Below are 12,976 nucleotides of genomic sequence, written 5' to 3' on the forward strand. Positions count from 1 at the left end.
CAGATAACACGGAGGCGGCCCGGACTTTACCTTCCGGGCCGCCTCCGCGCTGTTCCGGTCAGGGTGTGGGAGTGAGGTCGCCCAAGTCGGTGGCCGGGGCGGCGGTCCCCAGCGTCACGCGGCGCTCGGTGCGCGGCTCGCCGCTTTCGCCGTAGACGCCGTTGCCGTTGCGGTCCCGTCCAGCCACGACCGAGTAGCTGCCGTCGCCCAGGTACGCCGTGAAGCGGCCCAGCGCGTCCAGCGGCGGCTGGAAGGCCCGGCCCTGGTCGTCCTGCAGGCGCAGGCCCAGCGTGTCGCTCACCACCGGGGCGTTGAGGGCGGCGGCGGCGTTGATCATGCCGGAGCCGAACAGGTCGTCGCGTCCCGCCGCGCCGAGGTCGGTGGCGGTGGCGACCATGCGGGCCAGGGTGTCGTCGGGGCCGCTGGTCACGCCCTTGCTCAGCAGCAGCGCGGCCAGCGCCGAGACCTGCGGGGCCGCCTGGCTGGTGCCGGATTCGGCCTCGTAGTTGGGCTGGTTCCTGACATAGTCCCAGCCGGTCGAGAAGATCTCGTCGGGGAAGGGCGAGCCGCCCAGGACCGCGCCGTTGAAGGTCGTGCGCGCGAGGTAGCTGGCCCCTCCCGGCGCGCTGAGCTGCACCTGGGGATAGGCGTTGCTGTAGACCGCGTGCTTGGGCGCGCTGCCCCCCGAGAGCGTGACGCTGGCGACCGACACGGCCCCCGCGCAGGCCGCCGGGTAGAAGGGCAGCGTGGTGCCGTCGTTGCCGGCCGCCGCGACCACCAGCGCGCCCCTGGCGTGGGCGTCGGCGATAGCGTCGCACATCGGCTGACCCTCGGCCGCGCTCACGGCCCCGCCCAGGCTGAGGTTGATGACCTGCGCCGGGTGCGGGTTGGTGAAGGTCTTGCCGTCCAGGGTGATACTCAGCCCGGCGGCGTAGCGCACCGCGTTCGCCACGTCGGCGGCCGTGGTGTCGCCGCTGCTGTCCAGCGCGCGGATCGGCAGCACCTTGACCGGGGCGCGGTAGGTGGCCCCCACCACCCCGGTCGGGCTGCACCCGGCGCAGGTCGCGGTGTTCTGGCCCCAGCGCGCCGCGATGATGCCGGTGACGTGCGTGCCGTGGCTGCCGAGCGTGCGCCCGGCGACGCTGGGGTCGGTCGGATCGGTGTCGGCCCCGTCGCCGTCGCCGTTGCCCACGGTGGTGATCACGTCGAGCGCGCCGTCGTCCGGCCCGTACAGCTGGCCCGCGAGGTCGGGATGGTCGTAGCGCACGCCGGTGTCCACGACCGCCACCGTGACGGCTTTCGTGTAGCCGCCCGACTCCATGTCACGCCACACGGCGCCGTAGCCCAGCAGCGGGTAGGCCCACTGTAGCGGCGCGTACTGGTCGGTGGGGGTGAGGGGTGCGGCGGGCGTCGCCAGGGCGTGCAGGGTCACGTTGGGCACGGCCGTCAGCACGTTCGGGTCGGCCCGCAGCGCCGCCAGGGCGGAGGCGCTGGCCGGGGTGTCGAGCAGCGCCGCGCGGTTCCCCAGCGGCGAGCGTGCTCCGGCCGATACGCCCAGGCGGTCCAGGGTCGCGCGGGCGACGGCGGCGTTCGCCTGCGCCTGGGCGCGGACGCTGCCCCGTGCCGCCAGCACGGCGTCCCGGACCCCGGCCTCGCGGTAGGTGACGATCACGCCCCGGCTGCCTCCGGCGGTGCCCGCGCCCAGCGCCGCGTCGCCCAGGCGGGCGTCGGCTCCGTTCAGTCGGGCGGCGTCCACCACGCGGCCACTCAGGCGGAACTGGTCGGCCTGCACGGTCCAGGTGGCGCTGCCCGCCGTCTTGTCCGGCAGGGTCCAGGTGATCTGGAAGCTGCCGCTGAGCGTGCGCTGGTCGGCGTTCAGGGGGGTCCCGGCGGCGCGGTCGGCGCTGACGGTCAGGTTCACGGGGCCGCTGCCCGACGCCGGAGACACAGTCAGCCAGCTCGGCACGTCCTTGACCGCCCAGGTGCCGGAGAAGGCCTGCTGGGCCGACGCGCTGGCGGCCTGTCCCAGGAAGACGGTCTGGGGCTGAAGCGGCGGATTCAGCTGACCGCAGGCGCTCAGGGTGGCGAGGGCCAGCGTGGCGGCGAGGAACCCGGCGCGCGGCGAGCGGGGTCGCGGGGCGTTCGGGCGCGGAGCAGACGGCTTCATGTCTCCCCAGAATGACGCATGGCACGTGACGGCAGATGAACGGATGACGCGCCTTCCCCCCGGCGCGCGGCGCGCCGTTGTGGCACAGTGGGCCGCAATGCCCAGCGGCCGTGTCCACAACCTCATCAATCTCGCCGCCTACGCCGTCCTGGCCGCCGGGGCGCTCGCCGCGAGCCGCCAGGACCTCATCGGGGTCACGCCCGCGCAGGCCATCAACTTCACGCTGGGGTTCCTGGCGGGGACCTTCCTGCTCTCGCCCGACCTCGACCTCTCGGAGGGCCGGGTGGACAGCAAGCGGCGCTGGGGCGTGCTGGGGTTTTTGTGGGTGCCCTACGGCCGCATGTTCAGCCACCGGGGGCTGTCGCACACCTGGCTGCTGGGGCCGCTGACCCGGCTGGCCTACGTGGCCGTGCTGCTGGGGCTGGTGGCCGGGATCGTCCGGGTCGCCTTTCCGGCGTGGCAGTGGCCCGCACTGCCTGAGCCCGTGGGCCTGAAATTCGCCGTGCCTCTGCTGCTGGGCTACTACCTCAGCCAGTGGCTGCACCTCATCGCCGACGGGGTTCACCCCGACCACGGCGTGCGTCACAGCCTGCGCAAACTGCGCCGCCGCTGAGGCCGGGGCGCGGCCGGGCGGTCCGGGCGGCGGGACCGAATGCCCCGGAGGCTGCGTGATATTCTTGGCAAATCACTGTGTCCCGACTCCGAGCCACGTTCCCCCTTGCCCCCTGCACCCGCCTCGTCCGTGGGCCGCTCAGAAGCAGGTCCCTGTGACAGAACACCGCGCCGCGCCCGACCTGCTGCCCCCGCCGTACCTGGGCGGTCCCGAGATCACCACCGACAACTGTGAGCGCGAGGCGATTCACATTCCGGGCAGCATCCAGCCGCACGGCGCGCTGCTGGTGCTGGACGCCGGTCTGCGGGCCGTGCAGGTCAGCGAGAACGTGGGGGCCTTTCTGGGCACCGCGCCCGAGACGGTGCTGGGGCAGTCGTTGGGGGAGCTCCTCGGAGAGGAGGAGGCGCGGGCGCTGGCCTCGGCCCTGCCGCCGGGGTCGCCCGACCACCTCCAGTACCGCGAGCGGGTCGCGGGGCGCGGCGACCGCTTTCCCGACCTCGCCCTGACCGCGCACCGCACCGGCGAGCGGTGGGTCGTCGAGCTCGAACCCGAGGGCGCGCCGAGCCGCCGGGTGGCGCACCTGCTGCGCAACGCCGTGTTCGCCCTGGAAAGCGCGCCGACCCTCCAGGCCCTCGCGGAGGCGGCGGTGCGGGCGGTGCGCGAGATCAGCGGTCTGGACCGCGTGATGCTCTACCGCTTCGCGGCCGACAACACCGGCGAGGTGATGGCCGAGGACCGCCGCGAGGACCTGCATCCCTTCCTGGGCCACCGCTTTCCCGAGTCGGACATTCCGGCGCAGGCCCGCGCGCTGTACGTGCGCCACCTGCTGCGCCTGACCGCCGACGTGGACGCCCCGGCCTCGCCCCTGCGCCCCCTGCTCGACCCGCAGACCGGCGCGCCCGCGCAGCTCGGGGGGGCGGTGCTGCGCGCGACCTCGCCCATGCACCTGCGCTACCTGCGCAACATGGGCGTGGCGTCGAGCCTCTCGGTGTCGGTGGTCGTGGACGGGCGGCTGTGGGGCCTGATCTCCTGCCACCACACCTCGCCCTACGTCGTGCCGCCTGAGGTCCGCAGCGCGATGGAGGACCTGGGCCGGCTGCTCAACTTGCAGGTGCGCCTCAAGTCGCGCGCCGACACCGACGCCTTCCGCGAGGGCCTGCGCGAACGGCGCGAGCGCATCACGGCGGCGGCCACGCACTCCATGACGCCGCTCGCGACCCTGGCCGACCCGGCGCTGGACCTTGCGGGGCTGCTCGCGGCCGGGGGCGCGGCGCTGCACTTCGAGGGCCAGTGGCGCACCGTGGGCACGGCGCCGGCGCCCGAGCTGCTGGCCGAGCTGCTCGGCTGGCTGCGCGCGCGCTGCGGCGAGGAGACCCTGTACGTCACCGAGTCGCTGAGCGCCGAGTGGGCGCCGGGGGCGGCCGTCATCCCGCAGGCGAGCGGGCTGGTGGCCCTGAGCGTGGGGCGCGGCTGGAACGAGGCGGTGCTGTGGTTCCGGCCCGAGATCGTGCGTGAGGTCGCCTGGGGCGGCGCGACCCCCGACCGGGCCAAGGACGACCTCGGCCCCCGGCGTTCCTTCGACACCTACCTGGAGCGGGTGCGCGCGCACGGCGAGCCCTGGCACCCCGGCGAGCTGGAAGAGGCGCGCGACCTGCAACGCACCCTGAGCGCCGCGCTGGGCGAGCGCCTGAGCACCCTGCGCCGGCTCAACGACGCCCTGGAACGCTCGGTGGCCGAGTGGCGGCAGTACGCCTTCGTCATCGCGCACGATATGCAGGAGCCCGTGCGGCTGATCTCGCAGTTCGTCGAGCTGTTCCGGCTGCGCTACGGCGGCCAGATCGACCCCGGTGCCGAGCAGCTCATCGGCTTCGTCGTGGGCGAGACGGGGCGGCTGCGCGGCCTGACCACCGACCTGTACGCCTACACCGAGCTGCAGTCGGACGCGCGGCTGCACTTCAGTGAGGTCAGCCTGCAGGACGCGCTGCGGGGCGCGCTGGCCGAACTCGCAGCGCTGGTTACCGAGCGCGCGCCGACCCTGGAGCTGCCTGCGGCGTGGCCCACCGTCTGGGCCGACCCGGTGCGGCTGCGCGAGCTGCTCACGCACCTGCTGCGCAACGCCTTGATCTTCAGTGCGCCGTATCCGGTGCGGGTGGAGCTGGAAGTCCATGAGCTGCCGGGTGCGGGGGGCTGGGCCGTGACCGTGCGGGACGACGGCCCCGGGATCGCCCCCGAGTACCACGAGAAGGTCTTCCAGATCTTCCAGCGGCTGGGCCGCAACGCCGCGTCCGGCAACGGGCTGGGGCTGTCGCTGGGCCGCAAGATCGCGCAGCTGCACGGCGGCGACCTGACGGTCGAGTCCGAGCTGGGCCGGGGCAGCGCCTTCACCTTCACGCTGCCCACGCCGGCGGCCCCAGGCGACCCGGGAGAGGCGTGACCCGCGTTCCCCGGCTGCTGCTGGTGGACGACAGTGAAGCCGACCTCTACCTGCTGGAGGCGGCGCTCGAGCAACACGGGGAGGTCCTGGACATCGCGCTGGCCCACGACGGCGAGGAGGCCCTGGCGGTGCTTCAGGGCGCGGTGGGCGGTGGCCGGCTGCCCGACCTGCTGGTGCTGGACCTGAACATGCCGCGCATGGGGGGCTTTGACGTCCTGAGCGCCGTGCGCGCCGACCCCGCGCTGCGGGCACTGCGGGTGATCATCTTCACCACGTCCACCGCCAAGGGGGACGAGCTCCGCGCCTACGAGCTGGGGGCCGACGCCTTCATGACCAAGCCCATGCAACTGGGCGACTTCATGGCGCTGGCCCCACAACTGGCGACCTACTGGCAGCCGCGCGCCGTTCAGGGCTAGCCGGGCAGCCCCGGGGCCGCTGCCCGGGTCACTCGGCCTGCGCCTGAAAGACCATCACCTCGCTGCCCTCGGTGACGGGACCGCCCTGGAAGCTGCCGGTCACGCGCGGGGCCGCGAAGCCCGCGCAGCGCAGCAGCCACTCGGTCTCGAAACGGGTGTAGTAGCGCTGCGTGAGGGTGTAGTGCCGCCGCGAGAGCTGGCCCTGCGGGGTGGTCGTGTCGGCGAAGTACTCGGTGGTCAGCAGCTGTGCGGGCGGGTCGTGGCGCTGCACCAGAAACACGTCGGTGCGCGCGCCGTCCGGGGCGTAGAAGGTTTCGCCCTCGTGGCGCAGCGTGCCCAGCGCCCCGAAACGCGGCACGTACAGGTCGAAGGCGAAGGTGCCGCCCGGCGCGAGGTGCGCGCGGATGTTGCGCAGGGCCGCGAGCTGCTCGGCAGGCGTGTAGAGGTGCATGAGCGCGTTGAAGGGCGCGAGGATCAGCCCGAAGCGCTGCGGCAGGGAGAAGCTGCCCGCGTCGCCCTGCACGAAGTCCAGGGTCAGCCCTTCCCGCCCTGCCCGCTCGCGCGCCCGGCCGATCATGCGGGCGCTGGGTTCCAGGCCCGTGACCTGCGCGCCCCGGCGGGCCAGGAAGGTGGTCACGCGGCCGGTGCCCGAGCCGATCTCCAGCACAGGGCCGGGCACGCGCCCGGTCAGCCCGGCATAGAAGTGCAGGTCGTCGCGGTACAGGTCGTACTGGTGGTCGTACAGCTCGGAAAAATCGTCGTAGTCCACGCGGCTCAGGGTAGCGTTCGGGAAGTCCCGGGCCCGGAACCGCCGTACAGGCGCAGGTACTCGGCGCGGCTCAGGATGCTCAGGCGGGGGGGCTGGGCCTCGCCCTGGCTGCCGTACACCCGGCGCAGCACGTTGGCCCAGCGCCGCAGCCGCCGCTCGTCGGCGGCCGGGATGGCCTGCGTCTCGAAATGCACGATGCCCAGCAGCGGCGACAGCGCCGACAGGCAGAAGATGACCTCAGCGTCCCGCAGGTCCGGGCGCGACGCCAGATCGCGCGCCATGAAGGGCAGGTCGCTCGCCCGGCCCTGGCGCACGGCGTTGCGCGGCCCGATGTCCACGATGAGGGGGTTGTTCACGTGGAACTCGGCGGCGGGGGTGCCTTTCGGGACAGGCGTGCCGTCGGCCAGCCGCACGCCCGCAAGTGGAAAGGCCACCGGCCCCAGCCGGAACAGCGTGTCGGCCCGGCCACCCACCGGCCGGATGTGCCCGGCCCGGTCGAACAGCCGGTCGAGCAGCAGGAAGGCCCGCCGCCGCAGCGCCGCGAGGTCGCCGGGCCGCGCGCCGTCCAGCTCCGCCAGCGTCACGAGGCCGTAGCCGCGCGAGCGCAGGTCGGCCAGCAGGTCCGGCAGCAGGGGCACGGTCACGCGCGCGCCGGGACCGGCGTCGTGCAGCACGACCACCGCGCCGGGGTAGATCAGCCGTCCCAGCCGCTCACGCACGCCCTGGGGGGTCGAGGCGGCGTGCCAGTCGCGGCCCTCGACCGACCAGTGCGCTCCCCGCACCCCCGCGCGGCGCTGGCCCCACAGCGTGCCCAGCGTGTAGGCGCCGTGCGGCGGGCGGTGCAGCGTGGCGGGCTGCCCGGTGATCGCCGCGAGGTCCCGCGCGGCCCGCACGGGGTCGCGGGCGGCCCCCCAGGGCGTGCGCAGCCAGGCGTGGACATGGCGCTGCGCATGCGGCTCGACCTGGTGCCCCTGCGCGAGCATCCGCGCGATGAGGTCCGGGTGCGCCCGCGCGCGCGGCGCAAGCACGAAGAAGGTCGCCCGCGCCCCGGCCGCTGCCAGCGCGTCCAGCACGGCCGGAGTGGTCTGCGGGTCGGGGCCGTCGTCGAAGGTGAGGGCCAGTTCGCGCCGCGCCTTGCGCCCCTCGCGGATCAGGCCCAGCCCGGCGAACTGCGCCAGCGCGTAGGGCAGGCCCACGTAGGCCAGCAGGCCCAGCCCGGCCCCCCAGACCAGCCCGCGTTTCTTCGCGGCGCGGCTCATGTCCGGCCCAGGGCGCGCAGCAGGGTGTCGGCCACCTGGTCGGCGGCGTCGGGGCGGCCCAGCGCGCGGCTGCCGGCGCTCAGGCGGGCATGCTCGTCGGGGTCCAGGGCGCGCAGCACCGCCCGGCGCAGGTCGGCGGGACGCCGCGCCCACAGCCCGGCTCCGCCGCGCTCCAGGTAGTCGGCGTTGTGCTCCTCCTGCCCCGGAATCGGTGCGTGGACGACCAGCGGCACGCCCAGCGCGGTCGCCTCGGCCACCGTCAGGCCGCCCGCCTTGCCCACCACGAGGTCGGAGGCCGCCAGCAGTTCGGGAAAGGCGGTCGTGTACCCGAGGTGGTGGATGGTCGCGCCGCCGCGCACCTCCACGCCCTGTCCGCGCGCCCCGGCCAGCACGAGCACCTGCACCGCCCGCCCCAGGTTGGCGAGGGTGTCCAGCGCCGCCGCCTGCGCGCGGAAGGTGCCGGTTCCCCCACCCGAGATCAGGATCAGGGGCCGGTCTCCGCGCAGCCCGTGGCGCCGGCGCAGGTCATTCCGGTCCGCGTCCAGCAGTCCCCGGTAGACCGGCGAGATCGGAATGCCGGTCACGACGACCTTCTCGGCCGCCATGCCGCGCGCCACCATCTGTTCTTTGGTCTCGGGCGAGGCGACGAACAGCAGCTCGGCCTCGTGCCGGATCCAGTGGTAATGCACGCGGTAGTCGGTGACGATCAGGGCGTTCAGGAACTGCCGCCCGGTGCGCCGCCGCGCCGTGCCCGCCAGGGCCGTCGAGGCCCAGTAGCTGCTCAGGACGAGGTCGGGGCGGCTGCGCTCCAGGTCGGCCAGCATCCCGCGCAGCCCCACCCAGGTGAAGCCCTTGCTGATGAAATTGATGGGATGTTCGAGATCGGTGAAGCGGTAGAACCCCTGGTACATCCAGGGGGCGTGCCGCAGCTCGAAGTTGTAGAGGTCCACCGTGAGGGTGCGTTCGGGGGCGTTGAGGTACTCGACCGCGTCGCCGTGAAAGTCCTGAAAAGGGACGCCGCGCGCGCGCAGGGCCGCCTGCACCGCCAGCTGCGCCTGCTGGTGCCCCGAGCCGATGGACGCCGAGACGAACAGTGCGCGCAACTCGGCCGGGGTCGGCCCCTGTCCCCCCATGTCCGGCCCCGCAGCGTCAGGCCGGGTCACGAGCGCCTCAGCAGCCACAGGCCGCCCAGCGCGAAGACGATATTGGCGAGCCACACGCCCAGTTCGGGCAGCCCCGGCACCAGTCCGGCGACGCTCAGGCCCACCGAGAACAGCAGGTAGTAGGCCACCGCGATGAGCAGCGCCACCCCCAGGCTGACCCCCAGCGTGCGCCCGAACCGCAGGGCGAAGGGCAGCGCCGCGAGCACGAGCACGAGGTTGGCGAAAGGCAGCGCCAGCTTGCGGTTCAGGCTCAGCCGGGCCGCCGCGCGGTCGCTGTCCTTCACGCCGGGGGCGGTCAGGGCCGTGATGAGTTCCGGCCAGCCCTCGCTGTCGGCCCCGATGGCGTCGGCGTACTGCGCCAGCGTCTGCTTGCGCGACAGCCCCGTGTCCACGTTCAGGGGGTCGGTGTCGTTCTGCGGCACCACCACGCTGGGAAACACGGCCTGCACGGCCGCCTGAAGGGCCGCCGGGTCGTTTTCCGGCACGGCCGACAGGGCGTTCACCGCGCCGTAGTCCACCCCGTACACGCCGTAGCCGCGCAGCGAGAGCTGATTGTTCTCGAAGGTGCCCCGGTCGGCGAAGATGACCGTGCCGCGTTTGGGGTTGTCGGCCTGCCATTTCTCGACGCGCACGCCGCGCATCTCCCGGCTGGCCGCGTCGTAGCCCTGGATGTAGAGGGTCAGGCCCGCGCCCAGGTCCACCGTCTTGCCGCTCAGCTGCGAGAGGCCCGAGCCTGTCAGGGCGTCCCAGTACAGCCCGCGCGTCTCGACGTTGGCGCGCGGCGCGACCCACAGGCTCAGCCAGATGCTCAGCAGCGTGATGAGCAGCCCCAGAACCGCCGCCGGACGCGCCACGCGTCCCAGGCTCAGCCCGCCCGACTGCACCGCGACGAGTTCGCGCTCGGTGTTCATGCGCCCGAAGGCCACCACGGTCATCAGGACCACCGCCATCGGCAGCACCTTGACCAGCGTGTCGGGGAGCTGGTAGCCGATCCACTGCGCGATGAGGCCCACCGGCACGCCCGCGAGCCACTGGCTGGAGATGAAGAAGTACCCGAAGCTCAGGATCGCCGTGAACAGCAGCGTGCCCGCCAGCAGCGGCGGCACGAGCTCGGCCGTGACCAGACGGGTCAGGCGGGTCAAGACGCGGCTCCGGCGGCGGGGGTGGGCTGCGGGCCGCCGGACCTCCTGCGGGGCGCAGCCCACCCCCCGGTCACGATTTCGCCACCGCGAACAGGATCGTCGCCTCGGCGGCCACCACGCCGTCCACCTCGGCGCGGCAGGTCGTCTTGCCCAGGCCCCGACGCAGGAATTCCAGCTTGGCGTGCAGGTGCAGCTGGTCGCCCGGAATCACCTTGCGCTTGAAGCGGGCGCCCTCGATGCCGGCGAGGTAGCCGACCGTGCCGGGTTCGGTCTGGCCGTGCAGGCAGAACATGCTCGCCTGCGCCAGCGCTTCGGTGATGAGCACGCCCGGCATGACCGGCTCCTGCGGAAAGTGGCCGGGAAAGAAGGGCTCGTTGATGGTCACGTTCTTGATGGCGTGGACCACGCCGTTCTCCACACTCAGCACCCGGTCCACGAGGACGAAGGGAAAGCGGTGGGGAAGGGTCGCCAGCACGTCTTGGATCAGCAGGGGTTCCATGGGGGCCTCCGGGCGGGGCGGCGGGGCAGAGCCCGCTCCCGCGAGCCGTCCCATCTTAGCGGCTCGCCCGGTGTTCTTCAGGCGCGCGGTTTGAGATAGGCCGCCAGGGCCAGCACCGCGCTGGCCAGGACCGAGAGGACGACCGCGTGCGTAAAGCCGTTGCCTCCTCCCAGCGCGAGGCTGCCCAGGGTGCCCAGCGAGCGCAGCCACAGCGGCGCCGCGAGGTTCAGCGAGGCGAAGGCCCCCAGGGCCAGCGCGGCCAGGCCCAGGCCCAGCAGCAGCAGCAGTAACGTCAGTATCCAGGCCAGCGCGCGCACGGCGGCCTCCCTGCTCGGTCGGTTGGTCGTGGGCGGCCGGTTCTCATCGGCGCGCATTGTACGGGCCGGGCGAGAGCAGCTCCGTGAATTCTTCAGCCTTCCCCCGTCTGGGGGCAGGCGCGGCGCGCGCCGCTACACTCGCACCGTGAGTCTGCCTGCCCGTGTCCGCGTGACCCGTCCGCCCCTGCCCCTGGCCCCGGCCCTGAGCGTCGCCGCCGCCCGGCTGTGCCCCGCCGCGCCCCTGGCTGCGGCTGAGCGGCGCGGCCCTCGCCATCGCCGGCGGGGCCGTGATCGGCGCGCACCTGCGCTGGGAGGGCGGCGAGGCGGCTTTCGTCGAGACCGGCTGGCGGGGCCGGGGCATCGAGGAAGCGCTGGCGCGGGAGGTGGCAGGCAGGCAGTAGGCGCAGTGTCTGGAGGGCCGGAACCGTCCTTTCGGTGCCCATCTCCCTAACAACCGTTTGGTAGCCTGAGCCCATGACCACCACCGCCGCCGCTCCCGGCATGGCCTTCGCCCTGTCGGACGACCAGCGTTTTCTCGTGCAGCACGTGCGCGACTATTGCCGCGCCGAGATCGCGCCCCGGGCCGCCGAGTACGACCGCAGCGGCGAGTACCCGCGCGAGCAGCTGCGTGGGCTGGCCGAACTGGGCCTGATGGGCGCGACCGTCCCCGAGCGCTGGGGCGGCGCGGGCCTGGACGCCGTGACCTACGCCCTGTGCCTCGAGGAAATCGCGGCGGCCGACGCCAGCGTGGCCGTGATCGTGAGCGTGCAGAACGGCCTGCCCGAGAAGATGCTGCTGCGTTACGGCACCGACGCCCAGCGCGAGAAGTACCTGCGGCCCCTGGCGAGCGGCGAGCATCTCGGGGCCTTTTGCCTCACCGAGCCGGGGGCGGGCAGCGACGCGGCCAGCCTGCGCCTGCGGGCCGAGCGCGACGGCGAGGCCTGGGTCCTGAACGGCTCAAAGGCCTGGATCACCTCGGGCAACCAGGCCGACACCTTCCTGGTCATGGCGCGCACCGGGGGCGCGGGGGCGCGCGGCGTGAGCTGCTTTGTCGTCGAGAAGGGCACGCCGGGCCTGAGCACCGGCCGCCCCGAGGAGAAGATGGGCCTGCACGCCGCGCACACGACCACCGTCACCTTCGACGGCGTGCGCGTGCCGGCCGGGAACATGGTGGGCGAGGAGGGCCAGGGGCTCGTGGTGGCGCTCGCCAGCCTGGACAGCGGCCGGGTGGGCATCGCCATGCAGGCCCTCGGGATCGCCCGCGCGGCGATGGAGCACGCGGCGCGCTACGCCTGCGAGCGCGAGCAGTTCGGCAAGAAGCTGCGCGAGTTCGAGGGCGTGTCCTTCAAGGTCGCGCGCATGGCGGCCCGCATCGAGTCGGCGCGGCTCGTGGCCCTCAAGGCGGCGTGGCTGGGCGAGGAGGGGCGGCCCTTCAGCAAGGAGGCCAGCATCGCCAAGCTCCTGGCGAGCGAGGCGGCGGTGGACGTGACCCGCGACGCCATCCAGATTTTCGGGGGCAACGGCTACAGCCGCGAGTACCCGGTCGAGCGCCTGTACCGCGACGCCAAGGTCACCGAAATCTACGAGGGCACGAGCGAAATCCAGCAACTCGTCATCAGCCGGGCGGTCTTCGCGGAACTGGGCGAGTAGGCCCGGGGCCGGGCGAGCGGCCGTGGCCCGAGTCCCAAGTCGCCTTTCCGGGGCTCCTATCTCCCACATCCGGCCGCGCGCCACCCTGAGGCCATGCCGAATCTCGCGCGACTGCTCGCCGCAGCGGCCCTGGGCAGCGGACTGGCCGGGGCCGCGTCCTTCACCCTCCAGACCGGGGCCGGCCGGGCGTGGGCCCTTGCCAGCGTCCTGGGTCGCGAGCGGGTGCTCGTCGTGAACCGGCCCTCCGCCGCCTACCTGGCCGAGATGCGCCGGCAGGATACGGCCCTGCAGGTGTACGACCTGCGCGTGGTGGCCCTGCTGCCGCCCGGCGACGCCCGCCTGAACGGTCCCGCCACGCCGATGCTCACCCTGCTCGCCGACCCCGGCGGCCGGATCGGCGGGCAGTACGGCCCCGCCACCCTGATCGGCAAGGACACGGGCGTCAAGGCGCGCTACAAGGCGCCGCCCAGCCTGGCGACCCTGGGTGCGCTCATCGACACTATGCCCATGCGCCAGCAGGAGCGGCGGGAACGGGGCCGCTGAGTCT

The 12,976-nt window shown here is 73.5% G+C and carries 12 protein-coding genes; 5 read left to right on the forward strand and 7 right to left on the reverse strand.

What is annotated here, in order from left to right; translation table 11 throughout:
• Window positions 1-58: 58 nt before the first annotated feature.
• Window positions 59-2,167 carry a S8 family serine peptidase gene (locus tag DGO_RS07465; RefSeq protein ID WP_014684878.1) on the reverse strand — a complete coding sequence of 703 codons (2,109 nt, stop codon included), beginning with the start codon at window positions 2,165-2,167 and terminating at the stop codon, window positions 59-61.
• A 97-nt stretch (window positions 2,168-2,264) separates the two neighbouring features.
• On the opposite strand from DGO_RS07465, the gene DGO_RS07470 reads away from it, so the two are divergent.
• The 3 genes from DGO_RS07470 (at window position 2,265) to DGO_RS07480 (ending at window position 5,630) form a co-directional block, all read left to right on the forward strand.
• Entirely contained in the window at window positions 2,265-2,780 is a 516-nt protein-coding gene (locus DGO_RS07470; protein ID WP_014684879.1) for a metal-binding protein, read from the forward strand.
• A gap of 154 nt (window positions 2,781-2,934) precedes the next feature.
• Window positions 2,935-5,214: an ATP-binding protein gene (locus tag DGO_RS07475; RefSeq protein ID WP_014684880.1), complete on the forward strand. Its 2,280-nt coding sequence runs from the start codon at window positions 2,935-2,937 to the stop codon at window positions 5,212-5,214.
• Complete coding sequence (locus DGO_RS07480; protein ID WP_043801532.1) at window positions 5,211-5,630, forward strand: response regulator; 420 nt, start codon at window positions 5,211-5,213, stop codon at window positions 5,628-5,630. Before DGO_RS07475 ends, DGO_RS07480 begins: the two co-directional genes overlap by 4 nt.
• A 28-nt stretch (window positions 5,631-5,658) precedes the next feature.
• Here the strand turns inward: DGO_RS07480 and DGO_RS07485 are convergent, their stop codons facing one another.
• The 6 genes from DGO_RS07485 to DGO_RS07510 all read right to left on the reverse strand — a co-directional run bounded on the left by DGO_RS07485 (window position 5,659) and on the right by DGO_RS07510 (window position 10,779).
• The gene (locus DGO_RS07485) at window positions 5,659-6,399 is read right to left on the reverse strand and encodes a class I SAM-dependent methyltransferase (RefSeq protein WP_014684882.1); all 741 of its coding nucleotides are present in this window, start codon (window positions 6,397-6,399) and stop codon (window positions 5,659-5,661) included.
• Between the two features lie 5 nt (window positions 6,400-6,404).
• Window positions 6,405-7,658, reverse strand: a complete 1,254-nt coding sequence (locus tag DGO_RS07490; protein ID WP_043801535.1) for a polysaccharide deacetylase family protein — start codon at window positions 7,656-7,658, stop codon at window positions 6,405-6,407.
• Window positions 7,655-8,791 (reverse strand): MGDG synthase family glycosyltransferase, encoded by a 1,137-nt coding sequence (locus DGO_RS07495; protein WP_043801537.1) that lies wholly within the window; start codon window positions 8,789-8,791, stop codon window positions 7,655-7,657. Before DGO_RS07495 ends, DGO_RS07490 begins: the two co-directional genes overlap by 4 nt.
• 26 nt (window positions 8,792-8,817) lie before the next feature.
• Entirely contained in the window at window positions 8,818-9,963 is a 1,146-nt protein-coding gene (locus tag DGO_RS07500; protein WP_014684885.1) for an LptF/LptG family permease, read from the reverse strand.
• A gap of 70 nt (window positions 9,964-10,033) precedes the next feature.
• Window positions 10,034-10,462: a 3-hydroxyacyl-ACP dehydratase FabZ gene (gene fabZ / locus DGO_RS07505; protein WP_014684886.1), complete on the reverse strand. Its 429-nt coding sequence runs from the start codon at window positions 10,460-10,462 to the stop codon at window positions 10,034-10,036.
• 77 nt (window positions 10,463-10,539) lie between these two features.
• Window positions 10,540-10,779 carry a hypothetical protein gene (locus tag DGO_RS07510; protein ID WP_145975270.1) on the reverse strand — a complete coding sequence of 80 codons (240 nt, stop codon included), beginning with the start codon at window positions 10,777-10,779 and terminating at the stop codon, window positions 10,540-10,542.
• A gap of 474 nt (window positions 10,780-11,253) precedes the next feature.
• On the opposite strand from DGO_RS07510, the gene DGO_RS07520 reads away from it, so the two are divergent.
• Window positions 11,254-12,429 (forward strand): acyl-CoA dehydrogenase, encoded by a 1,176-nt coding sequence (locus DGO_RS07520; RefSeq protein ID WP_043801542.1) that lies wholly within the window; start codon window positions 11,254-11,256, stop codon window positions 12,427-12,429.
• A gap of 93 nt (window positions 12,430-12,522) precedes the next feature.
• Entirely contained in the window at window positions 12,523-12,972 is a 450-nt protein-coding gene (locus tag DGO_RS07525; protein ID WP_014684890.1) for a DUF4174 domain-containing protein, read from the forward strand.
• The last annotated feature ends 4 nt before the right edge of the window (window positions 12,973-12,976 follow it).

The organism is Deinococcus gobiensis I-0, from assembly GCF_000252445.1.
Classification (GTDB): domain Bacteria; phylum Deinococcota; class Deinococci; order Deinococcales; family Deinococcaceae; genus Deinococcus; species Deinococcus gobiensis.

Coding starts and splice junctions, on each gene's coding strand:
- fabZ (WP_014684886.1), bottom strand. CDS start 10,462: ATGGAACCCCTGCTGATCCAAGACGTGCTGGCGACCCTTCCCCACCGC.
- DGO_RS07465 (WP_014684878.1), bottom strand. CDS start 2,167: ATGAAGCCGTCTGCTCCGCGCCCGAACGCCCCGCGACCCCGCTCGCCG.
- DGO_RS07490 (WP_043801535.1), bottom strand. CDS start 7,658: ATGAGCCGCGCCGCGAAGAAACGCGGGCTGGTCTGGGGGGCCGGGCTG.
- DGO_RS07520 (WP_043801542.1), top strand. CDS start 11,254: ATGACCACCACCGCCGCCGCTCCCGGCATGGCCTTCGCCCTGTCGGAC.
- DGO_RS07525 (WP_014684890.1), top strand. CDS start 12,523: ATGCCGAATCTCGCGCGACTGCTCGCCGCAGCGGCCCTGGGCAGCGGA.
- DGO_RS07470 (WP_014684879.1), top strand. CDS start 2,265: ATGCCCAGCGGCCGTGTCCACAACCTCATCAATCTCGCCGCCTACGCC.
- DGO_RS07495 (WP_043801537.1), bottom strand. CDS start 8,791: ATGGGGGGACAGGGGCCGACCCCGGCCGAGTTGCGCGCACTGTTCGTC.